This window comes from Streptomyces sp. NPDC047981, from assembly GCF_040653315.1.
In the GTDB taxonomy this organism is placed as follows: Bacteria; Actinomycetota; Actinomycetes; order Streptomycetales; family Streptomycetaceae; genus Streptomyces.
Window position 1 is genome coordinate 40,355 of sequence record NZ_JBEZNQ010000023.1, and the last position, 26,887, is coordinate 67,241.

The following is a 26,887-nucleotide window of genomic DNA, read 5'->3' on the forward strand; positions in this document are numbered from 1 at the left end:
GGCCGCCCCCGTTAGGCTTCTGGAATGGTCCTTCCGGAAGCTTCCCCCGCGACCCCCTCCGAGGCGTCGGAGGTGCTGCACCGTGTCTTCGGCTACAGCTCCTTCCGCGGCGCCCAGCAGGAGATCGTCGAGCAGGTCGTCGGGGGCGGCGACGCTCTCGTCCTGATGCCCACCGGCGGCGGCAAGTCGCTCTGCTACCAGATCCCGGCGCTGGTCAGACCGGGCACGGGCGTCGTGATCTCACCGCTGATCGCGCTGATGCAGGACCAGGTGGACGCGCTCACCGCCCTCGGTGTGCGGGCCGGATTCCTCAACTCCACGCAGGAGCCGTACGAGCGGCAGTCGGTCGAGCAGGCCTTCCTCGCCGGTGAGCTCGACCTGCTCTACCTGGCCCCCGAGCGGCTGCGTTCGGAGGGGACGCAGCGGCTCCTCGACCGGGGCACGGTGTCGCTCTTCGCGATCGACGAGGCGCACTGCGTCGCCCAGTGGGGCCACGACTTCCGGCCCGACTACCTCGCCCTGTCGATGCTGCACGAGCGCTGGCCGAAGGTGCCGAGGATCGCGCTGACCGCGACGGCGACGGAGGCCACCCACGCCGAGATCGCGGCCCGGCTGGGGCTCCAGGAGGCCCGGCACTTCGTCGCGAGCTTCGACCGGCCGAACATCCAGTACCGCATCGTCCCGAAGAACAACCCGCTCAAGCAGGTCCTGGAGCTGATCCGCACCGAGCACGACGGGGACGCGGGAGTCGTGTACTGCCTCTCCCGCTCCTCCGTGGAGAAGACTGCCGCCTTCCTGGTGGAGCAGGGCATCGACGCCCTGCCGTACCACGCGGGCATGGACGCCCGGACGCGCGCGGCGAACCAGGCCCGCTTCCTGCGCGAGGACGGTGTCGTGATCGTCGCGACGATCGCCTTCGGCATGGGCATCGACAAGCCGGACGTCCGGTTCGTCGCCCACCTCGACCTGCCGAAGTCGGTCGAGGGGTACTACCAGGAGACCGGCCGGGCAGGCCGCGACGGCGAGCCGGCCACGGCCTGGCTGGCGTACGGACTGCAGGACGTGGTCCAGCAGCGCAAGCTCATCGAGGGCTCCGAGGGCGACGAGACGCACCGCCGGTCCCTGGCCACGCACCTCGACGCGATGCTCGCGCTCTGCGAGACGGTCGACTGCCGCCGGGTCCGGCTGCTCGCCTACTTCGGGCAGCAGGGCGAACGCTGCGGCAACTGCGACACCTGCCTGACCCCGGCCGAGTCCTGGGACGGCACGGTCCCGGCGCAGAAGCTGCTGTCCACGGTCTGGCGGCTGGCGAAGGAGCGGCGCCAGAAGTTCGGCGCCGGCCAGATCATCGACATCCTGCAGGGCAAGCGGACGGCCAAGGTCATCCAGTTCGACCACGACGGCCTGTCGGTCTTCGGCGTCGGTGCCGATCTGTCCACCGCCGAGTGGCGCGGGGTCGTCCGCCAGCTCCTCGCGCAGGGGCTCCTCGCGGTGGAGGGCGACTACGGAACGCTCGTGCTGACCGAGGCGAGCGGAGAGGTGCTCGGCGGCCGCCGCGAGGTCCCGATGCGGAAGGAGAAGGCGCCCGCCGCGAGCTCCCGTACGAAGGAGAGCGGTTCGCGTGCGGGGAAGGGCGCCCGTGTGCCGGTCGACCTGCCGGCCGAGGCCGTCCCCGTCTTCGAGGCACTGCGGGCCTGGCGGGCCGCGACGGCGCGCGAGCAGGGCGTTCCGGCGTACGTCGTCTTCCACGACGCGACGCTGCGGGAGATCGCGACGCTGTCCCCCACGACCGTCCAGGAGCTGGGCACCGTCGGCGGCGTGGGCGAGGCGAAGCTCGCCAAGTACGCCCAGGGCGTCCTCGACACCCTGGCCGAGAGCCGCGCCCCCGGGGCGGCGGCGGCCGCCGCCCCGGAGTCACAGCCGACGGTCGCGTCGCCCCCGGCGCCCGCGGCATCCCCGAGGCCCGCGTCGCCCGCGGCGCCCCGAGCGGCGTTCGACGAGGAGCCGCCGCCCTTCGACCCGGAGGAGGAGCCGCCCTGGGACGACTGGGAGTGAGCGCCCCGGGCGGTCTCCGGTGGTCGGGGCCGGCCGTGTCGGGACTGACCGCGTCGGGCCGGCCGAGTCGGGCCGGCCGTCAGGGACGGTCGGCGAGGAGCGCTCCGGGGGAGGGGAAGTACTCCTCCGCCGCGACCTCCTGGCCCGCCTCGGTGCGTAACCGGCCGAGCACCAGGCCGGGTTCGGCCGCCGTGGCGGACCTCGGCCCCGTGACGATCACGACGCCCTCGTCCTCCCGGTGGACCACCAGGCCGGGGGCGCCGGAGTAGGTGCCCTGGGAGACCCGTGCCCCGAGCAGTTCGAGCCGCCGCCCGTCGTGGTGGGTGTAGGCCGTCGGGAAGAGATGGCGCCGGTCCTCGACGAGCCGGGCGATCTCCGCGGCCGGACGCGTCCAGTCGATCCGGCCGTCCTCGACGGAGCTCGCACGGGCGGGTGTCTCGTACCGCGGCTGCTCGTGCACCACGCCGGCCGGGGCGGGTTCGAGGTGCCGGTGGACACGGCGGAGCAGCGAGCCGAGCAGCTCGCGTTCCTCCGCGCTCAGCGGCGCCAGGACCTCGTCGTCGGTCGACGCGATCTCCGCGTTGAGCGCCCCGAGAAAGGCCCTGCCGGCCGGGGTCAGGCGTACGACCACGCGGCGCCGGTCCGCCGGATCCCGGCCGCAGTCGACATGGCCCGTCTTCACCAGATCGTTGACGATCTTCACCAGGTCGCTGGCGTTCATGTCGAGCCGGGCCGCGAGGACCGTCTTCATCTGCGGGCCCAGATCGGCGACCATCGCCATCACCGTCAGGTGCCACAGGCGGAGTCCGTGCGCCGAGAGCTTCTCGGTGAGTCTGCGGCGGGCGGCCTTGCCGAGCGCGTACAGCAGGTAGGCGTTGAGGTTCAGCACGCTGGGCGGTGTCGTGCTCAAGGAGCGCGGGCCCAAGGGGTGCGAGGCGCCGCCCAGTTCGGCCGGTCCGCCGGACCGCGCGAGCCCCTCTCGGTTCGCGGGCCCCTCCTGCTGTTGCTCCGCGTGTCCCGTCGGCTCCGCGGGTCCCGCGGGCACAGGGGGCTCTCCGGGACGCGCGGGTCCGGAGGGGGACGGGGCGGCGGCCAGGAGGGCGGAGAAGCCGCCCGGAGCGGAGTCGCTGGTCAGATCGGCCTCGGCGAGCGAGCTGAAGACCCGCGCCCAGTCCGTCGGGACGTTCGATATGCCGACGACGGCGAACCTGGTGCCGTTCGCGTCGTGAGCGGTGCCGGAGGTCACCCGGTGTTCCATGGATTTTCCTGTTCCCCGTACGAGTTAGGTGAACCTAACCCAGTCATTCCGTGTGGAGCCGACGCCCCCAGGACCGTCTGGGGGCGCCGGAGTTCGGGAGGTCAGGGGCGGCTGGTGAGGTAGCCGCCCATGGAGGTGAAGTACTCCGTCGCGGGCAGCTCCCGGCCGTCCTCGGTCCGCACGCGGGTGATCGCCAGGCCGTGGTTGCGGCCCGTGCGGGCGTCGGCGCCGGCGACGATCACGACGCCCTCGCCCTCGCGGTAGAAGATCCGGCCGGGCGTGCCGCCGTAACGGCCCTCGGAGACCACGGCCGAGAGGATCTCGAGGCGCTTGCCCTTGTGGAAGGCGAAGGCCGCCGGGTACGGCGCGGACTGGGCGCGCACCAGGCGCTCCAGGACGTCGGCGGGCCAGTCCCAGTTGACCCGGATGTCTTCCTCGGAGCGCTTGTGGAAGAAGCTGGCCTGCGAGCGGTCCTGCTTGGTGAACTCGGTCTGCCCGGAGGCGATCAGGCCCAGCGCGCCGATCGTGACGGGGGCGATGAGGTCGACCGTCTTGTGGAACAGGTCGGTGGCGGTGTCGGTGGGGCCGATCGGCACCGCGCGCTGGTCGACGATGTCGCCCGCGTCGAGCACCTCGTCCATCATGTGGGCCGTGACGCCGACTTCGGACTCGCCGTTGATCATCGCCCAGATGATGGGGGAGAAGCCGGCGTACTTGGGCAGCAGGGAGTCGTGGATGTTCAGCGTGCCGTGCCGGGGCAGCGTGTAGATCCGCGGCGGGATCCAGGTGCGCCAGTTGTTGGCCACGATGATGTCCGGGTCGGCGTCCTTGAGCGCCTGGAACAGCTCCTCGTCGTCGGGCCTGTTGCGGATGACGACCGGAACGCCGTGCTCCTCGGCCAGATCGGCGACCGAGTCGCTCCAGATCTTCTCGTACGCGTGCTCGCTCTTGGGGTGCGTCACGACCATCACCACGTCGTGCTCGGAGTCCAGGAGTGCTTTCAGGGTGGCGTGCCCCCAGGTCTGGTAACCGAACATGACGACCCGCATGGGGTTCCTCCTCAGAAGAGCGAATGACCGCGCCAAGTAAAGCAAGGCTTACCTAAGGATGCAACGGGCCCTCATTTCAAGGACGTTCACCGCCGTCATCTCTCGCTTGTCCGTTTTGCCCAGTCGACAGTTCAAGCCAGGTCAGGTTAGCTTTACCTAAGTTCGGCTGGCCGAGGTCCACGGCGAGGTCGGCACACCGTCTTTTCATCCACGCCTCACTGGCGGCTGTCCCGCACGATGGGAGTGACATGTCACAGGTTCTTCCTGGCGACACACCTCTGGTTCATGACCTCATAGGCATCGGCTTCGGGCCGTCCAACGTGGCCATGGCGATCGCGCTGAGCGAGCACAACGCTCGCGTCGGCAGGCAGGAGGCGGTCACTGCTCACTTCTTCGAGCGCCAGGCGAGCTTCGGCTGGCACCGCGGCATGCTCATCGACGACGCCACCATGCAAGTCTCCTTCCTCAAGGACCTGGTGACGCTCCGTAACCCGTCGAGCGAGTACACCTTCCTGCGCTATCTGCAGAGCAAGGGCCGGCTGATCGACTTCGTCAACCACAAGAACCTCTTCCCGCTCCGCGTCGAGTTCCACGACTACTTCGAGTGGGCCGCGGCCAAGGTCGACGACATGGTCTCCTACGGCCACGAGGTCGTCTCCGTCGAGCCCGTGGTGCGCGACGGCGTGGTGGAGTACCTCGACGTCACCGCCCGCTCCGGCACCGAGACCGTGGTCCACCGGGCCCGAAACCTCGTCATCGGTACGGGACTTCGCCCGCTGATGCCGGAGGGCGTCGAGCGGACCGAGCGGGTCTGGCACAACTCCGACCTGCTCGCCAAGGTGGACGGCCTCGAGGGCACCGACCCCCGCCGCTTCATCGTCGTCGGCGCCGGCCAGAGCGCCGCGGAGAACGTGGCGTACCTGCACCGCCGCTTCCCGCAGGCCGAGATCTGCGCGGTCTTCTCCCGCTACGGCTACAGCCCCGCGGACGACAGCAGCTTCGCCAACCGGATCTTCGACCCGGCCGCCGTCGACGAGTACTACACGGCGCCCGACGACATCAAGCGCCGCCTGATGGACTATCACGGAAACACCAACTACTCGGTCGTGGACATCGATCTGATCGACGACCTGTACCGGCAGGCGTACCAGGAGAAGGTGCTCGGCAACGAGCGCCTGCGCTTCCTCAACATCTCCCGGCTGACGGGCGTCGAGGAGGCCGGGGACACCGTCAGGGCCACCGTCACCTCCCTCGTCACCGGCGAGGAGAACGTCCTCGACGCCGACGTGGTCGTCCTCGCCACCGGCTACAGCCAGGCCGAACCGCTCGGCCTCCTCGGCGACGTCGCCGAGCGCTGCCACCGCGACGGGCAGGGCCGGGTCCGGGTCGAGCGGGACTACCGGATCGCGACCGACCCCGAACTGCACTGCGGCATCTACCTGCAGGGCGGCACCGAGCACACCCACGGCATCACGTCGTCGCTGCTCTCCAACACCGCGATCCGGGTCGGCGAGATCCTCGACTCGATCCTGGGCCGGAAGCCGGAGCCCGCAGCGGGCGTGGCCCACCAGGTCGCCGACGGCATCGGCTCGGTCCGCTGATCCCACAGGGCTGCTGACGCACCGTCGGTCGACTCGGCCGGCCCGTCCTGCGCGGCCGTGGAAGGGCCTCTCCTCCCCAGGGCCCTTCCACGGCCGACGGCCCCCACCCAAGCCCCCACTCGCTCCACCCGCCGCCTCGCGTCGTCGTACGCGGCGGGCGGGGCACGCACTGTGTCATCCCCGTGAAAGGAACATCCGTGTCCACTGGTACGCGCCCCGCTCTGACGCGCTTCGTCAGATACGTCCCCAGGGTGGCCGTCGCCACCGTCGCCGCGCTCGCGCTGTCCGCCTGTGGGGGTGGCGGCGAGAAGACGGAGTCCAAGCCCTCGGGCGAGGCGAAGCCCTCCGCGTCCACCGCCTTCCCGGTGACCGTGGAGCACAAGTACGGCAGCACGACGATCGAGGCGGAGCCGAAGAAGGTCGTCACCCTGGGCCTGTCGGACCAGGACGCGGTTCTGGCGCTCGGGATCAAGCCGGTCGGAGCGGTGGACTGGTTCAAGGAGACCCCGTACGGCAAGTGGCCGTGGGCGAAGGACAAGTGGGGGACCACGAAGCCGGAGATCGTCGGCGAGCGCGACGAGTACAACATCGAGAAGATCGCGGCGCTCAAGCCCGACCTGGTGATCGCCCAGTACTCGGGCATGAAGAAGGAGCAGTACGACACGCTCTCCAAGTTCACCAAGGTCGTCGCGCAGCCCAAGGACCTCCCCGACTACGGAGCCTCCTGGCAGGTCATGACGCGGCAGATCGGCAAGTCCCTCGGCAAGTCCGCCGAGACCGAGAAGCTGATCACCGACATCGACGCCCGCTTCAAGGCCGTCCGTGACAAGCACCCCGAGTTCGCGACGAAGACCATCGCCGTCGCCGACAGCTTCGAGGCCGGCAAGTACTCCGCCTTCACCAAGACCGACCCGAAGGCGATCTTCTTCAACGAACTCGGCTTCAAGCTGAAGCCCGAGATCGACACCCTGGCCAAGCCGGGCTGGAACGTCGCCGAGCTGAGTGCCGAGAAGCTGAACGTGCTCGACGTCGACCGCCTCGTCTGGGTCACCTCCAGCACCGAGGCCAACGAGCGCATCAAGGCCGAGCCGCTCTACAAGAAGCTCAAGGTCAACCAGGAGAAGCGCGACCTGTTCGTGCCCTACCAGGACCCGGACATCGGCGCGGCGTTCTCCTTCAACACCGTCCTGTCGATCCCGTACGCCATCGACGAGGTCGAGCCGCTGATCGCGGCCATCAAGTAAACGCCGGCACTCCGGCATCCCGCCCGTACGCCGAGCTCTCGCGGACGGGCGGGCCTCACTGACGTACCACCAGGGAAAGGCCCATTCGAACGATGTTTGACGTCGCGTCGGACCGGACGTCCGCTTCCGGAACACCCGTCACCGGCGGGCAGTCCGGCATCTGGCTGGCCCAGCAGATCGACCCGGACAGCTCCGCCTACAACATCGTGTTCGCCCTGGACCTGCGAGGCGACGTCGACCTCGACCGCCTCGCCGCCGCCGTGCGCCAGTCCGTCGACGAGGCCGAGAACCTGCACGTGCGCGTCACGGCCGAGCACGGCACACCCCGTCAGACGGCCCACCGCACCCCCTACGACCTGCCCGTCGTCGACCTGCGCGGCGCCGAGGACCCCGCGCGTGAGGCCGAGGCCTGGATGGCCGCCGACCGCGAGCGCACTCTGGACCTCGCCCGGGACACCCTCTTCGGCCACGCCCTGCTGCGCCTCGCCGACGACCACGTCCTCTGGTACCAGCGCTACCACCACATCGTCACCGACGGCATGGGCGTCGCACTCGTCACCCGCCGGGCCGGCCGGCTGTACACCGCGGGCGACGACGCCCCCGCGCCCCGCGACTGGGCGCTCGACCGGCTCGTCGACGCCGACCGCGCCTACCGCGCCTCCACCGCCCACCAGGACGACCGGGCCTACTGGCTGGACCGGATGGCCCACCGCGCCGAACCCGTCCGCCTCGTCGAACGCGCTCCGCTGCCGATGACCCGGCGGCTGCGTCGCACCTCGGAGCTGCCCGCCGAGCTGACCGGACGCCTCCACGCTGCCGCCGAGCGCGCCGGCACCCGCGTCTCCCGCGTCCTGGTCGCGTCCGTGGCCGCCTACCTCCACCGGGTCAGCGGCGAGCAGGACCTCGTCCTCGGCCTGCCGATCGCCGCCCGCCAGGACCCCGCCTCCGCCGAGATCCCCGGCATGGTGTCGAACATCGTGCCGCTCCGCCTGGCCGTCCGCCCCGGCACGACCGGCACCGAACTCCTCACCGCCGTCCGGCACGCGGTCGGCGAGGCGGTCGCCCACGGGCGCTACCGCGCCGAGGACCTGGCCAGGGAGCTGGGCCTCGCCGACGGCGTCAACGAACTCGTCGGCCCCACCGTCAACGTCCTGCCCCGCCCCGAGGACCTCCGCTTCGGCGACCACGCGACCGAACTCGAACCGGTCTGGCTCGGTCCGGTCAGCGATCTGGCCGTCAGCTTCGCCGAGTGCGACGGCGGGCGCGGCCTGCGCGTCCACCTCGACGCCGACGCGGCCGTCTGCGACGCGGAGGCCCTCCGGGGCCACGAGACGCGCCTGCTCGCCGTCCTCGACGCCTTCTCGCAGGACCTCGACCGCCCGGTCGGCCACATCGAGCTGACCTCGCCCGCGGAACGGTCCCTGCTCCTCGACGAGTTCGGTGTCGCACCGTGCGAGTCTCCCGAACTGACCTGGCCCGAGGCCTTCGAGCGGCAGGTCCGCCGTACCCCCGACGCCACCGCCCTCGTCTGCGAGGAGGTGGAGCTGACGTACGCCGAACTCGACGCGCGCGCCAACCGGCTTGCCCGGCTGCTGCTCGCCCGGGGCGTCGTCGCCGAGGACGTCGTCGCCGTCGCCGTCCCGCGCTCCGCCGAACTGGTCGTCTCCCTGCTCGCCGTCATGAAGACCGGCGCCGCCTACCTGCCGCTGGACGCCGACCACCCGCAGGACCGGATCGCCTACATGCTCGCCGACGCGGGCGCCCGCACGGTCCTCACCACGTACGAGCTGTCCGCCGCGCTCCCGGACGCCCCCGGCGTCACCCACCTGCTGCTCGACGACCCGTCGGTGGCCGCCGAGTGCGCCGCACTCGACGGCGCCGACCTGGATGTGGCGATCGCGCTCGACCAGGCCGCGTACGTCATCTACACCTCGGGCTCCACCGGCCGGCCCAAGGGCGTCGTCGTCTCCCACGACGGCGTCGGCAGCCTCGTCGCCACCGCCACCGAACGCATCGGCATCACCGCCGAGAGCCGCGTCGTCCAGTTCGCCTCCGTCGGCTTCGACGTGACGGTCTGGGACCTCATCATGTCGCTGTGCGTCGGCGGCCGGATCATCGTCGTGCCCACCGAGCGCCGCGTCGCCGGGCCCGCCCTCACCGACTACATCGCCCGCCACCGCGCCACCCACATGATCCTCCCGCCGTCCCTGGTCTCCGCCCTGCCGCAGGAGTGCGAGCTGCCTGACGGCGCGGTCCTGATCGTCGGCACCGAAGCGGTCCCGAGCGAGCTGATCGCCCGCTGGAACGGACGGCTCCAGGTCGTCGTCGCCTACGGCCTCACCGAGGCCACCGTCAACTCCACGCTCTGGGTCGCCACGCCCGACCGGCCCGGTCCCGCGCCCATCGGCCAACCCGACCCCAACACCCGCGCCTACGTCCTGGACTCCGCGCTCCGGCTCGTGCCCGTGGGCGCCGAGGGCGAGCTGTACGTCGCCGGGCGCGGTCTCGCCCGCGGCTACCTCGGCCGCCCCGGCCTCACCTCCGAGCGCTTCGTCGCCGACCCGTACGCGGAGGAGCCCAGCGCGCGGATGTACCGCACGGGTGACCGCGTCCGCTGGGGCGCCGACGGCAACCTGGAGTTCCTCGGCCGCTCCGACGGCCAGATCAAGATCCGCGGCCACCGCATCGAGCCCGGCGAGGTCGAGAGCGCCTTCATGGCCTGCGACGGCATCGCCCAGGCCGCCGTCCTGGTCCGCGAGGACCACCGCGCCGCCAAGCGCCTCGTCGCCTACCTGGTCGCCGAGGCCGGTACGGACCCCGAGGCCGCCGTCGCCGCGGCCCGGACCCGGATCGCCGAGGCGCTGCCGGACTACATGGTCCCCTCCGCCGTCGTACGCCTCGAAGGACCGCTGCCCCTGACGCCCAACGGCAAGCTCGACGCCCGGGCGCTGCCCGAGCCCCGGTGGACCGCGACGACCGGCGGCGACGCGCCCACCACGCCCGCCGAGACCGCGCTCGCCGCGCTCTTCGCCGAGGTGCTCCGGCTGCCGTCGGTCGGCGTCCACGACAGCTTCTTCGAGCTCGGGGGCGACAGCATCGTCGCCATCCAGCTGGTCAACCGCGCCCGCGAGGCAGGGCTCGCGATCACCCCGCGCGACGTCTTCCGGCAGCGGACCGTGGCGTCGCTCGCCCGGACCGCCGACGCGGCCGAGGCCCCCGCGGACGCTCCCCGTACCGTCGTGCTCGACGAGGACGCGCTGCCGGTCTCCCCGCTCCAGGAAGGTTTCTTCTTCCACGCGGAGTTCGACCGCGACTCCGCCGACCTCTACGTCGTCCAGGAGCTGATCGACCTCGGGGGCCTCGTCGACCCGGCGCGGCTCCGCGACGCGCTCCAGCTCCTCCTCGACCGGCACCCGCTGCTGCGCGCCGCGTTCCGCCAGCTGCCCGGCGGCCAGGTCGTCCAGCGCGTCGCCGACCGGGCCGAACTGCCCTGGAGCGAGGCCGACACCGCACACACCCCGCTCGCGGAGGTGCTGCGGCGGGACCGCGCGGAGGGCTTCGACCTCGCCACACCGCCGCTGATGCGGGCCACCCTCCTCCGGGACGGGCAGCGCCACCGGCTGCTGCTCACCCTGCACCACATCATCGCCGACGGCTGGTCGGTCTCCGTCCTGCTCCGCGAACTCACCTCCGCCTACCGGGGCGACGCCCTGCCCGAGCCGCCCGCGCCCGAGCCGTACCTGACCTGGCTGGCGAGCCGGGACCTCGACGCGGCCCGCGAGGCATGGCGGGTTGCCCTCGCCGGCCTGGACGGCCCGACCCGGCTGCCCGCGCTCGCCACGGGCGCCCACGAGGACGCGCCCGCGGCGCTGCCCGAGCACGTCGACGTCCGGCTCCCCGAGTCGCTCACCGCCGAACTCACCTCCCGCGCCCGCAGCCACGGACTGACCCTGTCGACCGTCGTCAACGGGACCTGGGCGCTCCTCCTCGGGGGCCTCACCGGCAGCCAGGACGTCGTCTTCGGCACCACCGTCTCCGGCCGCACCACCGAGGTCGAGGGCCTGGACACGGCCGTCGGCCTGTTCATCAACACCGTGCCGGCCCGGGTCACCCTGCGCGCCGACGAGTCGCTCGCCGAACTGCTGCTGCGCGTCCAGGACGAGCACGCGGGCCTCCTGGACCACCAGCACCTCGGCCTCGCCGAGATCCAGCGGATCGCGGGCGCCGGCGGTGGCGGGGTCGGGGGCGGCGAACTCTTCGACACCCTCGTCGTGTTCGAGAACTACCCGACCGGCGATCTGTCCACCGACGCCGACCCGGCGGCCCTCCGCCTCACCGGCGCCGAGGTCCTCGACGCCGTGCACTACCCGCTCGCCCTCATCGTCGAGCAGGGCGGCGACGGGCTCGCGCTGCGCTTCAAGTACGACGCGGCCCGGCTCGACCAGCTCGCCGTGGCCGTGATCGCCCACCGCTTCGAGGCGCTCCTGCGGACCCTCGTGGCCGACCCGGCCCGCCCGGTCGCGCGGGTCGGGCTGCTCTCCGAGCGCGAGGCCGAGCGCCTGACCGCCCTCAACGCCACCGCGCACGCCCTGCCGGACGAGGACGCCACCCTCGCCTCCCTCTTCGCCGCCCAGGCGGCCAGGACGCCCGACGCCCCGGCCGTCGTCTTCGAGGGCGCCACCCTCACGTACGCCGAACTCGACCGCCGCGCCGAGGCCCTGGCCCGGCGGCTGCGGGCGCGCGGCGCGGGACCCGAGCGGTTCGTCGCCGTCGCCGTGCCCCGCTCGGCGGAGCTGATGGTCGCGCTGCTCGCCGTCCACAAGGCGGGCGCCGCCTACCTGCCCGTGGACCTCGACTACCCCGCCGACCGGGTCGCGTTCATGCTCGCCGACTCCGGCGCCCGTACGGTCCTCACCACCGCCGACGCGGCCGGCCGGCTGCCCGCCGCCCCGGACCTGGAACACGTCCTGGTCGACGGGCCGGCCGAGGAGGTCCCCGGCACCGAGGCGACAGCCGCCCGGCCCGACCACCCCGCGTACCTGATCTACACCTCCGGCTCCACCGGCCGCCCCAAGGGCGTCGCGGTCACCCACCGGGCGATCGTCAACCGCCTGGCGTGGATGCAGGACGCGTACCGGCTCGACGGCGACGACCGCGTGCTCCAGAAGACCCCGTCCAGCTTCGACGTCTCGGTCTGGGAGTTCTTCTGGGCCCTGATCGAGGGCGCCACCGTCGTCCTCGCCCGCCCCGACGGCCACCGCGACCCGGCGTACCTCGCCGAACTGATCCGTACCGAACGGATCACCACCCTGCACTTCGTCCCCTCCATGCTGGCCGCCTACGTGCAGGTAATGGAGGCGGCCGGGCCCGGCGCCCCCGCGTGGGCCACGAGCCTGCGCCGGGTGTTCTGCAGCGGCGAGGCGCTCACAGGACCCGACGCCCGCCGCTGGTCCGAGCTGACCGCGCGCCGCGGCGCCGCGGGCCCCGTGCCGCTGCACAACCTCTACGGCCCCACCGAAGCGGCCGTCGACGTCACCTACTTCCCGTACGAGGGCGGCACCGAGCTCGCCGTACCGATCGGCCGGCCCGTCTGGAACACCCGCCTGTACGTCCTCGACTCCTTCCTGCGCCCCGTCCCCGACGGTGTGCCGGGCGAGCTGTACCTCGCGGGCGTCCAGCTGGCCCGCGGCTACCACGACCGGCACGGCCTGACCGCCGAGCGGTTCGTCGCCGACCCGTTCGGTGAGCCCGGCGCGCGGATGTACCGCACCGGCGACCTGGTCAGCCGGCGCGCCGACGGCGCCGTCGAATACCTCGGCAGGACCGACCGCCAGGTCAAGGTGCGCGGCAACCGGATCGAACTGGGCGAGATCGAGGCCGCGTTGGCCGCCCTGCCGGGCGTCGCCCGCGCCGCCGTGATCGTCCGCGACGGCGCCCTCATCGGCTACGCGGTGCCGGCCCCCGGCGCCGCCCCCGACGGCGAGGCGCTCCTGGCCGCGCTCGCCGGGGCGCTGCCCGCGGCCATGGTCCCGAGCGCCGTCACCACCCTCGACGCACTTCCGCTCTCGCCCAGCGGCAAGCTCGACCAGAACGCCCTGCCCTCGCCGTCCGTCGCGCCCCGGGCAGGCGGACGCGCGCCCCGCGACGAGCGGGAGCGCGCCCTCTGCGAGATCTTCACCGACGTCCTCGGTCTGCCGGGGATCGGTGCCGACGACGACTTCTTCATGCTCGGCGGCGACAGCCTCAGCTCCATCTCCGTCGCCACCCGGGCCCGTGAAAGGGGACTGACCATCAGCCCGCGCGATGTGTTCGAGCACCGTACGCCCGCCGCGCTCGCCGCGACGGCCGCCGACGTGCCGGACGAACCCGCCGCCGAGACCGCCCCCGAGGCGCCCGCCGCCGCGGTGACCGTGTCCGCGGCCGACGCCGGGCAGGCCGCCGCCGCCCTGCAGGCGATGCTCGCCGCCCAGGCCCAGTCCGGCGCCGCCGTCGACCCGGCCCTGCAGGCGCTGCTCGACCAGCTGACCGCCGGCGCCGCCGCCCCGGCGGAGCCCGAGGCGCCCGCGCCGCTCGGCGGCCTCGAACTGACCGAGGAGGAGACCGCCCGCGTCGAGGCCGTCTCCGGCCACCCGGTCGCCGACATCTGGCCGCTCTCCCCGCTGCAGGAGGGCATGTACTTCCACGCCACCTACGACACCGGCGACGCCCTCGACGTCTACCTCTCCCAGGAGACCCTGGACCTCGACACGTCGCTGGACGTCGACCGGCTGCGCGCCGCCTGCCGGGCGCTCCTGGAGCGCAACGCGAGCCTGCGCGCCGGATTCACCAGCGACGGCCTGCCCCGGCCCGTGCAGTTCATCGCCGACGGCGCCGAGATCCCGCTGACGCTGACCGACCTGACCGGGCTCCCGCCCAAGGAGCGGAACGCGCGGATGGAGGAACTGCTCGCCGCCGACCGCAGGCAGCGCTTCGACCTGTCGGCGCCGCCGCTCTGCCGCCTCCACCTCATCCGGCTCGGTGAAGGCCGCGACCGGCTCGTCGTCACCCATCACCTGATCCTCTGGGACGGCTGGTCCGCCTGGCTGTTCCTGGAGGAGCTGTTCGGGCTGTACGAGCGGTCCGGCGACGCCACAGGACTGCCCGCCCCCGGCTCCTACCGCGACTACCTGGCGTGGCTCGACCAGCAGGACACGACCCGGGCGCTCGGCGCCTGGCGCGACGCGCTCGCCGGCTTCGACGAACCGACCCTGGTCGCCCCCACCGGCCGCGACGCGGGCCCCGTCCTGCCGGCCGACCACGACGCCGTCCTGACCCGGGAGACCAGCGACCGGCTCCGCGCGGTCGCGCGGCAGCACGGCCTCACCCTCAACACGGTCCTCAACGCCGCCTGGGGCCTGGTCCTCTCGGCGACCACCGGCCGTTCGGACGTCGCTTTCGGCACGGCGGTCGCCGGCCGGCCCGCGGACGTGCCGGAGGTCGCCGGCATCATCGGCATGTTCCTCAACACCATTCCGGCCCGGGTCGCCTTCGCCCCGGACGAGCCGCTGCTCGACCTGCTGCGCCGCATGCAGTCCGAGCGCGCCGCCGTCATGCCGTACGAGTACGTCGGCCTCGGCACCCTCCAGCAGGAGACCGGCCACCGGCGGCTCTTCGACACCCTCTTCGTGCTCCGCTCCGCCGACGGCGAGGACCGGGCCGCCGCGCTCCGGCAGCGCCACGGCATCACCGACGTGTCGAACGTCGACGGCACCCACTTCCCGCTCACCCTGATCGTCACCCCCGAGACCCGGCTGCGGGTCACCCTCGCCGCCCGGCCCGACCTCTTCGACGCGGAGGCGTCCGCCACCGTCCTCGGCCGCTTCACGACCGTCCTGGAGCGGATCGGCGAGCTGCTCGCCGCCCCCGACGCCGCCACCGCCCGCACGGTCGCCGTGGACCTGCTGCTGCCGACCGAGCGGGCCGCGCTCACCGCCGAGTGGGCCGGCAGCCGGGAGCCGGTCCCGAACGAGACCATCGCCGACATGCTGACGGCCCAGGTCGCCCGCACCCCGAACGCGGTGGCCCTCGTCTTCGGCGAGCGCTCCCTCACCTACGCCGAACTCGACGCCCACATCAACCGGATCGCCCGGCTGCTCCTCGCCCGGGGCGCCGGACCGGAGAAGGCCGTCGCGCTCGCGCTGCCCCGGTCCATCGACATGGTCGCCGCCCTCTTCGCCGTCCTGCGCACCGGCGCCGCGTACCTGCCGCTCGACCTGGACCACCCGGCCGACCGGCTGCGGCTCATGATCGAGGACACCGGACCCCTCTGCGTGGTCTCCACCGAGGCCGTCGCCCCGACCCTGCGCGCACCCGGCGCGAGCGCGGGCGGGGACGCGGTGCCCGAACTCCTCCTGGACGACCCGGCCGTGGCCGCCGAGCTCGCCGCCCTCCCCGGCGGGGAGATCACCGACGCCGAACGGCCCGCCTTCGCCCACGACCTCGCGGACCGGCTCGAACACCCCGCGTACATCATCTACACCTCCGGCTCCACCGGCCGGCCCAAGGGCGTCGTCACCCCCTACCGGGGCCTGACGAACATGCAGCTCAACCACCAGAAGGAGATCTTCGACCCGGCCATCGCCTCGGCCGGCGGGCGGCGCCTGCGCATCGCCCACACCGTCTCCTTCGCCTTCGACATGTCGTGGGAGGAGCTGCTCTGGCTCGTCGAGGGCCATGAGGTGCACGTCTGTGACGAGGAGCTGCGCCGTGACGCCGAGGCGCTGGTCGCCTACTGCGACGAGCACCGGATCGACGTCGTCAACGTGACGCCCACGTACGCCCAGCTGCTCATCGAGGAGGGCCTGCTCCGGGACGAGGAGTCCGGCCCCGGGCACCACCGGCCCGCGCTCGTCCTGCTCGGCGGCGAGGCCGTCTCCGACACGGTCTGGACGACCCTCGCCCGCACCCCGGACACGTACGGCTACAACCTGTACGGGCCGACCGAGTACACCATCAACACGCTCGGCGGCTCGACCACCGACAGCCGGACCCCCACGGTCGGCCGGCCCATCCGCAACACCCGCGCCTATGTCCTGGACGCGATGCTGCGCCCGGTCCCGCCCGGTTGCCCCGGTGAGCTGTACATCGCCGGCACCGGTCTCGCCCGCGGCTACCACGACCGTCCCGGCCTGACGGCCGAACGGTTCGTCGCCGACCCGTTCGGCGAGCCCGGCGAGCGGATGTACCGCACCGGCGACCTCGTCCGGGAACGGTACGACGGCCTCCTCGACTTCCTCGGCCGCACCGACGACCAGGTCAAGATCCGCGGCTACCGCATCGAACTGGGCGAGATCTCCACCGCGCTCTCCTCGCACCCCGAGGTCGCGCACGCCGCCGTCGTCGTCAACGAGAGCACCGGCACCAAGCGGCTCGTCGGCTACTTCGCGCCCGAGGCCGGCACCGAGCCGGGGGAGGAGCTGATCCAGCGGCTCCGCGACCACCTGAAGGCCGGGCTGCCGGACTACATGGTCCCCTCCGCGCTCGTCCCGGTGCGGACGCTGCCGCTCACCGTCAACGGCAAGCTCGACGTACGGGCCCTGCCCGCACCGGACTTCGCGGGCAGCGGCACCAGCCGCCCGCCCCGCACCCCGCGCGAGGAGACGCTCTGCGCCCTCTTCGCCGAGGTCCTCGGCCTGCCCGAGGGCAGCGTCGGCATCGACAGCGACTTCTTCGACCTGGGCGGCCACTCGCTGCTCGCCACCCGGCTCGTCAGCCGCGCCCGTACCGCCCTCGACGCCGAACTCGCCATCCGCGACCTGTTCGAGGCACCCACCGTCGCCGAACTCGTCGAGCGGGCCGACCGCGCGGGCGGCGCCTCCCGGCCGGCCCTGACCGCGGGGGAGCGTCCCGACGAACTGCCGCTCTCCCACGCCCAGCAGCGGCTCTGGGTCATCCAGCAGATCGAGTGCACCTCGGCCGCGTACAACTTCCCGCTGGTCATGCGCCTGCGCGGGGCCTTCGACGCCGATGTGTGGGCGAGGGCGGTCGGAGACGTGACCGCGCGCCACGAAGCCCTCCGTACCGTGTTCGTCCAGCGCGACGGCCAGGCGTTCCAGAAGGTGCTGCCCGCCGACCGGGCCCGGCAGCCGGTCGAGCGGATCCAGGACGTCACCGAGGAGCAGCTCCCCGACCTCGTCGAGACCCTCGTCAACCGGCCCTTCGACCTCGCCGCCGAACTTCCCGTCCGCACCACGGTGATCGGACTCGCGCCGGAGGACCACGTCGTCGTCCTGCTGCTCCACCACATCACCACCGACGAGTGGTCCGACCGCCCGTTCCTCCGCGACCTCGCCACCGCCTACGCGGCCCGCCTCACCGGCGCGGCACCGGAGTGGGAGCCGCTGCCCGTCCAGTACGCCGACTACGCCCTGTGGCAGCAGCGCCTGCTCGGCGACCCGGCGGACGCCGACAGCCTGGCCGCCCGCCAGCTGGAGTACTGGCGCACCACCCTGGACGGCGCCCCCGAGGAGCTGGAACTCCCCACGGACCGCCCCCGGCCCGCCCGCCCGGCGTTCACCGGCGCCGAGCTGGACCTCGCCTTCGACGCGGACGTCCACGAGGGGCTGAAGCGGCTCGCCCGCGAGAGCGGCGCCAGCATGTTCATGGTCGTCCACGCCGCCGTCGCCGCCCTGCTGCACCGGATGGGCGCGGGGACGGACATCCCGCTCGGCTCGCCGATCGCGGGGCGCGGCGACGAGGCCCTCGACGACCTGGTCGGCTTCTTCGTCAACACCCTCGTGCTCCGCACCGACCTGAGCGGCGACCCGTCCTTCACCGAGCTGCTCGCCCGGGTCAGGGAGACCGACCTCGCCGCCTTCTCGCACGCCGACGTGCCCTTCGAGTCGGTCGTGGAGAAGCTCAACCCGACCCGCTCGCTCTCCCGGAACCCGCTGTTCCAGGTGATGGTCGGCTACCACGCACGCACCGGCGACGGCTTCGAACTGCCCGGCCTGAGCGCCGACTACGTGCCGTTCCGCATCCGCTCCGCCAAGTTCGACCTGGTGTTCAGCTTCACCGAGCACACCCCCGCCGACGGCTCCACCGGCTCCCTCGCCTGCCGCCTGGAGTTCGCCACCGAGCTGTTCGACCACGAGACCGTCGAGCGCCTCGGCGCACGCCTCACCGCGCTCGTCGCGGCCCTGGTCGCCGCACCCGAGGCGCCCGTGTCGCGCGCCGAGATCCTGGCCGACGACGAACGGCACCTGGTCCTGGAGGGCTTCAACGGCACCGCCCGCGAGGTCGACGAGGAGACGTTCCCGGCCCTGTTCGCGGCGCGCCTCGCCGAGCGCCCCGACGCGGTCGCCGTCGTCGACCGCGACCGGACCGTCACCTACGCGGAGCTCGACGCCCGCGCCAACCGGCTCGCGCACCTGCTCGCCGCGCGCGGCGTCGGAGCCGAGAGCGTGGTCGGCGTGGCCGTCCCCCGCTCGGTCGACATGGTCGCCACGGTGCTCGCCGCGCTGAAGCTGGGCGCCGCGTTCCTGCCGCTCGACCTGGTCCACCCGGCCGACCGGCTCACGTACATGATCGAGGACTCGCGGGCCGCGCTCGTCGTCGGCACCGAGCCGGTCGCGGGCAAGATCCCGCAGGTGGCGGGCGTCCCGCTGGTGCTCCTCGACGAACCGGCGGTCGCAGCCGAACTGGCGACGCGGCCCGAGACGCCGGTCGAGACCGCGCCGGTGCTGCTCGACCAGGCCGCGTACGTCATCTACACCTCCGGCTCGACCGGCCGGCCCAAGGGCGTCGTCGTCCCGCACGAGGGCATCGCCAGCCTCGTCGCCACGGCCGTCGACCGCATGGGCCTGGAACACGACAGCCACGTCCTGCAGTTCGCCTCGATCGGCTTCGACGTCTTCGCCTTCGAGCTGTCGATGGCGCTCTGCCACGGCGGCCGCCTCGTCCTCATCACCGACGAGGCACGGGTCGCGGGCCCGGCGCTCACCGACTTCCTGGCCGAGCAGGCGATCAGCCACATGATCCTGCCGCCGTCGCTCGTCTCCGCCCTGCCGCCCGGCTGCGCGCTGCCCGAGGGCTCGACCGTGCTCGTCGGCACGGAGACGGTGCCGCCGGACGTCTTCGAGCGGTTCGGCGCCACGGCCCACCTGATCTGCGCCTACGGGCTCACCGAGGCGACGGTCAACTCCACGCTGTGGCCCTCCCGCGAGCACGGCGGGCGCCCCACCGGCCGGGTCCCGATCGGCCGGCCCGACCCCAACACCCGCGCCTACGTCCTCGACGACCACCTGCGGCCCGTCCCGCCGGGTGTCGTCGGCGAGCTGTACGTGGCGGGCCGCGGCCTCGCCCGCGGCTACCTCGGCAAGGCGCCGCTCACCTCCGAGCGGTTCGTCGCCGACCCGTACGGCCCGGCCGGCGGCCGGATGTACCGCACCGGTGACCGCGCCCGCTGGCGCGCGGACGGCAACCTCGACTTCCTCGGGCGCGTCGACACCCAGGTGAAGGTCCGCGGCTTCCGCATCGAGCTCGGTGAGATCGAGGCCGCGCTCGCCGGACACCCGTCGGTGGCCCAGGCCGCCGTGGTGCCCGACCGCGACGGCGACATCGTCCGCCTGGTCGGCTACGCGGTCCCCGAGACCGGCGAGGTGGACCCCCAGGAGCTGCGCGCCCACGTGGCCGGGCAGCTGCCCGAGTACATGGTCCCGGCGCTCGTCATCGCCCTCGACGGGCCGCTGCCGCTGACCCCCAACGGCAAGCTGGACCGCAAGGCGCTGCCCGTACCGGACTGGGCGGCGATGACCGGCGACGCGAAGCCCGTCAACGCGACGCAGGCACATCTCGCCGAACTGTTCTGCGAGATCCTCAAGCTGGAGAAGGTCGGCGTCCACGACAACTTCTTCGCGCTCGGCGGCCACTCCATGGCCTCCATGCGGCTCCTGGGCCGGATCCGCACCGAGTTCGGCGTGGAGCTGAGCATCCGCGACGTCTTCGACGCGCTGACCGTCGCCGGGATCGAGGGCAAGCTCAAGGGCGCGGCGACGGCACGCCCGGCGCTGCGGCGGGAGGAGGGCCGCCCCGAGCTGCCCGCCGAGGCGGCTCCGGTACAGCGCTGGCAGTGGGACGCCCACCACGGGCGCGGCCGTTCCGCGGCCTTCGACCACGCGCTGGTGCTGCGCTCGCCCGGCGGTGGCCTGGACGCCGCCGTGCTGTCCGCGGCGCTCGCCGACGTGGCCGAGCGCCACGAACCGCTGCGCACGCGGTACAGCGAGGAGGCCGGCACGCTCCACCAGTACGCGTCGAAGCCCCTGGCCCTGCGCACCGAGACGACCGACGACCTGGAGGCCCGCCTCGCCGAACTGGCCGCGGGCGCGCCCCGGGCCGACCGGGAGGTACCGGTCGGCGCCCACCTCCTGACGGCCGCCGGCACGGGGGCGCAGGCGCTGCTCCTGACCATGCAGTACCTGGTCGTCGACGAATGGTCGGTCGTCCCCCTCTTCCGCGACCTGACGTCGGCCTACCAGGCCCGCACCGAGGGCCGGGCACCGCAGTGGCGGCCGCTGCCGGTCGCGTACCGGGACTACGCCCGCTGGGCCCGCGAGGTCCTCGGCGACCTGCGGTCCCCGGAGACCCTGGGCGGTCGCCAACTGGACTACTGGCGTACGACGCTGGACGGCGTCCCGCCGAGGATCGCCCTTCCGGCGGACGGCCCGCGCCGGGCGGGCGCCTCCGGCGCGGACCACGTCGGCTTCGTCCTGGACGAGGAACTGCACGCGGCCGTCGACGAGCTGGCCCGGGCGACCGGCACCAGCATGTTCATGGTGCTGCACTCCGCGCTCGCCGCGGTCCTCACCGCCCATGGCGCGGGCACCGACCTGCCCATCGGCACCATGGTCGCGGGCCGCACGGACGACCAGCTGACGGACCTGGTGGGCTGTTTCTTCAACACGGTCGTCCTGCGCACGGACACCGGGGGAGACCCGACCTTCGCGGAGCTGCTGTCCCGCGTACGGGAGACCACGCTCAGCGCCCTCGACCGGCAGGACCTCCCGTTCGAGGAGGTCGTCCGGGCGACGGGACTGCCGCCGAAGGGCCCGCAGGTGATGGTCATCCACCACGAGCAGGCGGACCTGGAGCGCCTCGAGGGCGGCATCGGCTCCCTCGACGCCGTACCGACCGGCTCGACCCGGGCCGACCTGACCCTCAGCTTCTACGAACCGCAGGGCGACGGGCCGGTCCACTGCGGCCTGATCCACGCCACCGACCTGATCGGCACCGCCAAGGCGCGGAAGCTCGCCGACGAACTGCAGAGGCTGCTGCGCACCGTGGCCGCCGACCCGGAGCAGCCGCTCTCGGAGCTGTTCACCGCCATGTCCACAAGGAGTGACAACGCATGAGCACCAACCCGTTCGAGGACCCGCAGGGCGCCTTCCTGGTCCTGGTCAACGACGAGAACCAGCACTCGATCTGGCCCTCGTTCGCCGAGGTCCCCGCCGGCTGGCGTACCGCCTTCGGCGAGGCCGACCGCGACGCCTGCCTCGCGTACGTGGAGCAACACTGGACGGACCTCCGCCCGTCCTCCCTCACCACGGCCCAGCAGGCCTGACACCCCCCTCGGACCACACCGAAACCGCCGCCCGTGGAGCAGGACCCCACGGGCGGCGGCGGTCTGAGAGGCCGGAGACAGAAGACGCGTGCGGGGCGACCGGGAGGCCGCCGAGCACTCACACAGCCGCTCCGACCCTGACGTGGCCGAGCGGCACCATGAGCGGAGCAGCGCTCCTCAGCTCAGCCACTCCCGCAGCAGCTCCTCCCGTTGGGCGGTCCTGGGTGAGCTGCCTTCCCAGGTGCGGCCCCATGCCGACATCGCGGCCAGCGTCGTGGCCATCGTCGCGGCGCCGTCCGTGAGGCGGGACAGGAGGGCCTGGGAGAGGTCGGCCTCCGTCTCGGTGTAGCCGACGGCGGCGGCCGCGTAGGCCGACAACGCGCGGTCACCGTCGGGTGTCTCCACCCGCAGGGCCATCATCGCCGGGCCCCCGCCCGAGGGCCCCGGGCCTCCCGGCAGCGCGAGGTTCACCACCGCGTCCAGCGCCAGTTCCGTGACCGCGCCGATCTGACGCTTCAGGGTCTTCACGGGGACGTCGGCCATGGTCAGAGCCCGTACGTCCTCCCACAGGAAGAGGCCGGCCTGCCCGTCCCCGAGAGCGAGCACCCCCTCGGGGGTCAGCCGGACCCCGGGAGCCGAACCGGTCGGCTTCGCGCCCACGTACACATCGCCCTCGGCGATCCAGAACAGGCCCACCATGGCCATCGGTTGCCCACTTCCTCCGACGACCGCGCCGCCGCCGTCGACCTCCACACCCACACCATCGGAACGCCTCCGCAACGCGTGCACGAGCGGGGAAGTTCCCTCCGCCCGCCTCCGCCGCGGCGTTGTCAGTGACGCCGCGTAGCGTAGGGGGTGTCGATCAACAGCACGGGGGAGAGCGGCGCATGGGCACGCGTGTCGAGAAGAACGGCTACACCGCGGAACTGACGGACGACCTGGAGGTCGTCTACCGCAACCCGCACGGGCGGAAGCTGAAGAACGTCCCCGAAGCCCTCGCCGGAGCGCCCGATCTCCGTCTGATGCTCACCACGTGGACGCGATTGAAGAAGCAGCGCGAGCTGTGCCGGCAGCAGGCCCGTGCGTGGGCGGACGCAGGGGTCAGCGTCCCGCGCGCGCTGGCCGACGCCGATCCACTGTGGCGGGAGGCCCTGGAGGCCGAGGCCGTCGGCCTCGCCGACGAAAGGGGCGAGGACGGCCTGTGGGCGCGTACGTACACGGGGTTCGACGGCCGTGCGTTCACCCAGCTGCTCCCGGAGCAAGTCGTCCCGTACCGCGACCGCTTGATGCGCGAGGAGCACTGGGAGCCGGACGGCTGCTTCGCCACCGACATCCCGGACCCTTCCGACGGGGAGCTGCCCTTCCCCGAAAGGGTCCTCGCCGCCCACCCGGGCTTCGCGGACCTGGCCGCCCAGAAGCTCGTCGCCCTGCGGGACTGCACGAGCGGGTGGAGGTTCGTCTTCAAGTCCGACATCGACGCGCTGCTGCACGGGCTGCAGGAGTCGGCTCCCGACCTGCTGATCACCCTCCTCGACGAGATGGCCGACCTGGCCCTGCGCGAGCGTGAGCAGCTGACCGCCGCCGCCTGGTTCGGACGCGCCCGCACCGCCGAGCGGACACAGGCGCGCAAGGTCGACCACGAGTGGCTCGTGGGCCGCTACCTCGCGTACGCCGACGGTGACGCGCTCTCCGCCACGGTGCTGCGCGCCTGGGCCCGCGACCTCGCCGCCAAGGGAGCGGCGACCGAGGCCGGCCTCGCCGCCTTCCGCCACGTGGTCGTGCGCCGCGTCCGCGCCTCGCGGGAGCTGTACCCGCAGCTGGCCGCCGACGTGCGCAGGATCGCGAAGGCGGCCCGCCTGGATCCCGAGAAGGAACTGGCCGTGCTCCTCGGCGAGGTGTGCGCGGCCGGGGCGATCTCCTTGAGCGACGAGGCGTTCTGGACCGACTGCTTCAAGGGCTCGGCCATGGAACTCCTTCGCGAGCACGCCCCGGTCGTGGCGCACCAGGTCCTCGCGCTGCGGCCCCGGCACTTCGGCGACAAGGCCGCGATCTGGCGCGAGCTGCTCGAACGCACCGGTGCGCTGGCCCTGCTCACCGGGGAGACCGGCGGGCTCCCCACGGGCGAGGCGGCGGCCTGGCTGTCCGCGTGCGTCGAGTCGAACAGCAAGCGGAACGGCCCCTGGGCGGTCATGTACGAGATCGCCGAGAAGCTCGCGCCGAGGCTGGCCGCCGACGGTGTCCCCGTGGAGTTCTCGTACGACACCTTCGACCGGCGGACCGACAGGAGGACGCCGCTCGACCTCATCGACGTGCTCCTCGAGCACGGCGCCCCGGTCGCCGACCCGCCGGAGCTCCTCGGCCCGTCCGAGCTGTACCACCTCATGCTCGCCCGTCGGCCGAAGCTGGAGCACCTGCGGGCGGACGAGCGCTTCGCCCGCGAGCTGCGCGCCCGGGTGCGGGCCGACCTGGAGATGACCACCCGGAGCCAGGCCACCAACAGCTGGTACCAGCCGCAGGACACCAAGGGCTGGGGCCAGATGCCCGCACTCTTCGACAACCCGATCGGGCACGAGGAGATCCGCGCCTGGTCCGCGCGCGAGCGGGCGAAACTGCGCGCTGGGGTCGACTTCGAGGAGCTGGTCCTGCTGCTCGGCCGATACGCGCACGTGGGCGTGGTGGCGGACCTGCTCCTCAAGGACGCCGACGCGGCAGCGGAGTTCGCCGCGGTGGACGTCCTGCGCCCACTGATGAAGGAGCTGCCCGACACCGTCTCGCGCGCGCAGGTGGAGGAGCTGCTGGGCCGGCTCGAGCCGTACCACGTGGACCGGGACGGGGTACGAGGCCCCAACCGCGGACCGATCATGGAGGCCCTGCCGCAGCTCGGCGAACCCATGCACAGCCTGGCCGCCCGCGCCCTGGTGATGGCCGCCAACTGCCGTGACGGGCTCGCACGGCTTGTGCGCCGCCTCACCCCCGTCGAGGACGCGCCGACGCCCATGGCGGCGCCCGAGCCCGGGGCGGACGATCCCGACATCCGGATGAGTCGACGGCTGATGCAGGTCGCCGAGCACGGCACCACGGTCTGGGGAGGCGACCTCGCGGAGGCCGACGCCACGCTCGACGACCTTCCCCGTGACAACAGCTTCCGCCACGCCCACGCGCACGCCGCGCCGCTCGCGCTGTGCGCCGTCTCCTCCAGGGCGGGCGCCCGCACCGGGCGGACGCTGACGGCCTACGCCGCCCACCCCGCCGTCGCCGGGGTACCGGGCCGATGGCGGATCGGCCGGTTCGAACTGCCCGCGGAGCGCCCGGACATCACGCTGCCCCTCCCCGGGAAGGTCTACCGCACGGCGACGTCCGCATCCGTCGTCCTGGGCGGCGGCAGGTCCCACCGCATGCTGTGGGAGTACGCCCCGGACGGCAACTTCTCCGAGGACGGCCCCCTGGCTCCCGCCGGCCTGAAGCTGACGCATGCCCACGTGCTGGAACCCGCCCGCCCCGGCAGCTGGTTCGCGCGCTTCGCCCGGCTGTACAGCGAGCGCGGCGCGGCACCCGCCCGCCCCGAACTCGCGGCGGCCTTCGCCGAACGGCTCGGACTCACCACGGCGGAGGCCGCCGTACTCCTGATGGCGCACGTCCCGTGCGCGCCGCATCAACTGGACGGGGAGGACGGCTACCTCTCCCGTCACCCCAGCACCGACCTGGAGCCCTGGAAGATCGGTCGGACGGAGGCGGAGGACGCCGTGGGCGCCCTGACCTCCGGGCTCGACGCCCGGTTCGTCGCGACCCTCTACGACAAGCTCCTTCCCGACGACCCCGAGGAGCTGTGGACCACCGGCCCCGACGTCGATCGCGCCGCCGACTGGTGGGTGCGCGAACTGGGCGAGCCCCTGCCGGTCCCCACGGCGATGCTGCCCCTCGCCGCGAAGGAGACGCTCCTTCCCAAGGGCGAGCGGGCTCTGCACCGCGTGCACACCCGCGATTCCCGGGCCTGGTGGCCCCACCTGCGGCTGCCGGCCCTGCTCGGCCGGCTCGCCACCGGGGCGCACTGTCTCGACGCTCTCCGGTCGGGCCTCGTGGGCGAGCCCCACCTGCTCGCGCTCCCGAGGGCGGCCGCCTGGCTCGCCTACCGCACCCCGGCCGGCGATCCGCTGCGCCCGGTGGTCGGCGCGGCGATCTCCCGACTCCGCGAGCACCTGGCCTCGGGGCCGGGCCCCCTCACCCTCTTCTCCCTCCAGAGCAACTACCTGATGGGAGAGCCTCCGTCGACCGAGGCCGTCACTGCCCATCCGGCGGTCACGGAGGAACCCGACCCGGTGTTCGACATCCGCCATCTCCAGGTGGACCCCGCGGCCCTCAAGGGGGCCGACGATCCCCTCCTGGACACCCTCGACACGTACCTCGACTCCGTCCTGCCCTCCCAGTGGCTGCCCGCTCCGTCCGGGCTGCCCGCCCTCGCGGACCTGCGGCTGCTGCTCAGCGACGATTTCGCCGCACTCGGTGAGCACCTGGCCGGCGACGGCGAGCGGGACCCGGGCTGGGAGCAGGACCCGGCGCGCTCCGTTCCGCGGCTCGTCGAGGAGTGCGCGCGGACGTACGGACTGGGCCAGGACGCCGCGGCCCTCTACCTCATGCTGCTCGCCCTGCCGGACCCGTCGGACCGCAACGTCAAGGCGTGGACCGGCTGGAAGTCCCCGCGCTTCAAGGAGGCCGAAGCCGAACTGGGCGCCTCGGGCCGTGTGCTGCGCGCCGTCCGGCCACGCGCCGGCCGCTCGCTCTTCCTGCCGGGCGCCTGGCAGGAGCGCAAGCCCCCGCGCCTGCCGATCGAGGCGTCGAAGCTCGGGCTGCTCCCGCTGGCCAGGGAGCACCGCTCGACGTCCCATCTGGCCGCGGTGCCCTCCGCTCCGCTGCCCGCACTGTTCACGCGCGCGTGGGAGGCCCGCAGGAGCTGACCGCGTCAACCATCGGCATCACCGACGCGTCTGACGTCCATGCCGCCCGACAACAGCACGCCGGCACACCGACACGCCCGAACGCCGACAAGCCGGCACGACAGCACGCGAACACGCCGGCACGCCGGCACG

Annotated in this window: 9 protein-coding genes; 6 read left to right on the plus strand and 3 right to left on the minus strand. The window is 73.1% G+C overall.

Annotated elements, in window-relative coordinates; translation table 11 throughout:
• The first annotated feature begins 24 nt into the window (after positions 1–24).
• On the plus strand, positions 25–2,055 hold the full coding sequence (gene recQ / locus AB0E14_RS16140; RefSeq protein WP_362417248.1) for a DNA helicase RecQ: 2,031 nt from the start codon (positions 25–27) through the stop codon (positions 2,053–2,055).
• Positions 2,056–2,134: 79 nt separating this feature from the next.
• Here recQ and AB0E14_RS16145 read toward each other — a convergent pair whose 3' ends face one another.
• A complete protein-coding gene (locus AB0E14_RS16145; RefSeq protein WP_362417251.1) occupies positions 2,135–3,313 on the minus strand; it encodes a winged helix DNA-binding protein in 1,179 nt (392 codons plus the stop codon).
• 101 nt (positions 3,314–3,414) lie between these two features.
• Entirely contained in the window at positions 3,415–4,362 is a 948-nt protein-coding gene (locus AB0E14_RS16150) for a methionyl-tRNA formyltransferase (RefSeq protein ID WP_362417254.1), read from the minus strand.
• A 248-nt stretch (positions 4,363–4,610) separates the two neighbouring features.
• On the opposite strand from AB0E14_RS16150, the gene AB0E14_RS16155 reads away from it, so the two are divergent.
• The 4 genes from AB0E14_RS16155 to AB0E14_RS16170 all read left to right on the plus strand — a co-directional run bounded on the left by AB0E14_RS16155 (position 4,611) and on the right by AB0E14_RS16170 (position 21,803).
• Complete coding sequence (locus tag AB0E14_RS16155) at positions 4,611–5,963, plus strand: lysine N(6)-hydroxylase/L-ornithine N(5)-oxygenase family protein (protein ID WP_362417257.1); 1,353 nt, start codon at positions 4,611–4,613, stop codon at positions 5,961–5,963.
• Positions 5,964–6,160: 197 nt separating this feature from the next.
• Positions 6,161–7,207 (plus strand): iron-siderophore ABC transporter substrate-binding protein, encoded by a 1,047-nt coding sequence (locus tag AB0E14_RS16160; RefSeq protein ID WP_362417260.1) that lies wholly within the window; start codon positions 6,161–6,163, stop codon positions 7,205–7,207.
• Positions 7,208–7,299: 92 nt separating this feature from the next.
• Positions 7,300–21,594, plus strand: a complete 14,295-nt coding sequence (locus AB0E14_RS16165; RefSeq protein WP_362417263.1) for an amino acid adenylation domain-containing protein — start codon at positions 7,300–7,302, stop codon at positions 21,592–21,594.
• Entirely contained in the window at positions 21,591–21,803 is a 213-nt protein-coding gene (locus AB0E14_RS16170) for an MbtH family protein (RefSeq protein WP_362417266.1), read from the plus strand. The genes AB0E14_RS16165 and AB0E14_RS16170 overlap by 4 nt, the downstream gene beginning before the upstream one ends.
• A gap of 177 nt (positions 21,804–21,980) precedes the next feature.
• Here AB0E14_RS16170 and AB0E14_RS16175 read toward each other — a convergent pair whose 3' ends face one another.
• Positions 21,981–22,508, minus strand: coding sequence for a hypothetical protein (locus tag AB0E14_RS16175; RefSeq protein WP_362417269.1), 528 nt, complete (start codon positions 22,506–22,508; stop codon positions 21,981–21,983).
• Positions 22,509–22,690: 182 nt separating this feature from the next.
• On the opposite strand from AB0E14_RS16175, the gene AB0E14_RS16180 reads away from it, so the two are divergent.
• Positions 22,691–26,755 carry a hypothetical protein gene (locus tag AB0E14_RS16180; protein ID WP_362417273.1) on the plus strand — a complete coding sequence of 1,355 codons (4,065 nt, stop codon included), beginning with the start codon at positions 22,691–22,693 and terminating at the stop codon, positions 26,753–26,755.
• Positions 26,756–26,887 lie beyond the last annotated feature (132 nt).

Excerpts from the sequence above, each read along its gene's own strand:
- AB0E14_RS16145 (WP_362417251.1), bottom strand. The coding sequence starts at position 3,313 with ATGGAACACCGGGTGACCTCCGGCACCGCTCACGACGCGAACGGCACC.
- recQ (WP_362417248.1), top strand. The coding sequence starts at position 25 with ATGGTCCTTCCGGAAGCTTCCCCCGCGACCCCCTCCGAGGCGTCGGAG.
- AB0E14_RS16180 (WP_362417273.1), top strand. The coding sequence starts at position 22,691 with ATGGGCACGCGTGTCGAGAAGAACGGCTACACCGCGGAACTGACGGAC.
- AB0E14_RS16150 (WP_362417254.1), bottom strand. The coding sequence starts at position 4,362 with ATGCGGGTCGTCATGTTCGGTTACCAGACCTGGGGGCACGCCACCCTG.
- AB0E14_RS16165 (WP_362417263.1), top strand. The coding sequence starts at position 7,300 with ATGTTTGACGTCGCGTCGGACCGGACGTCCGCTTCCGGAACACCCGTC.
- AB0E14_RS16170 (WP_362417266.1), top strand. The coding sequence starts at position 21,591 with ATGAGCACCAACCCGTTCGAGGACCCGCAGGGCGCCTTCCTGGTCCTG.
- AB0E14_RS16155 (WP_362417257.1), top strand. The coding sequence starts at position 4,611 with ATGTCACAGGTTCTTCCTGGCGACACACCTCTGGTTCATGACCTCATA.
- AB0E14_RS16175 (WP_362417269.1), bottom strand. The coding sequence starts at position 22,508 with ATGGCCATGGTGGGCCTGTTCTGGATCGCCGAGGGCGATGTGTACGTG.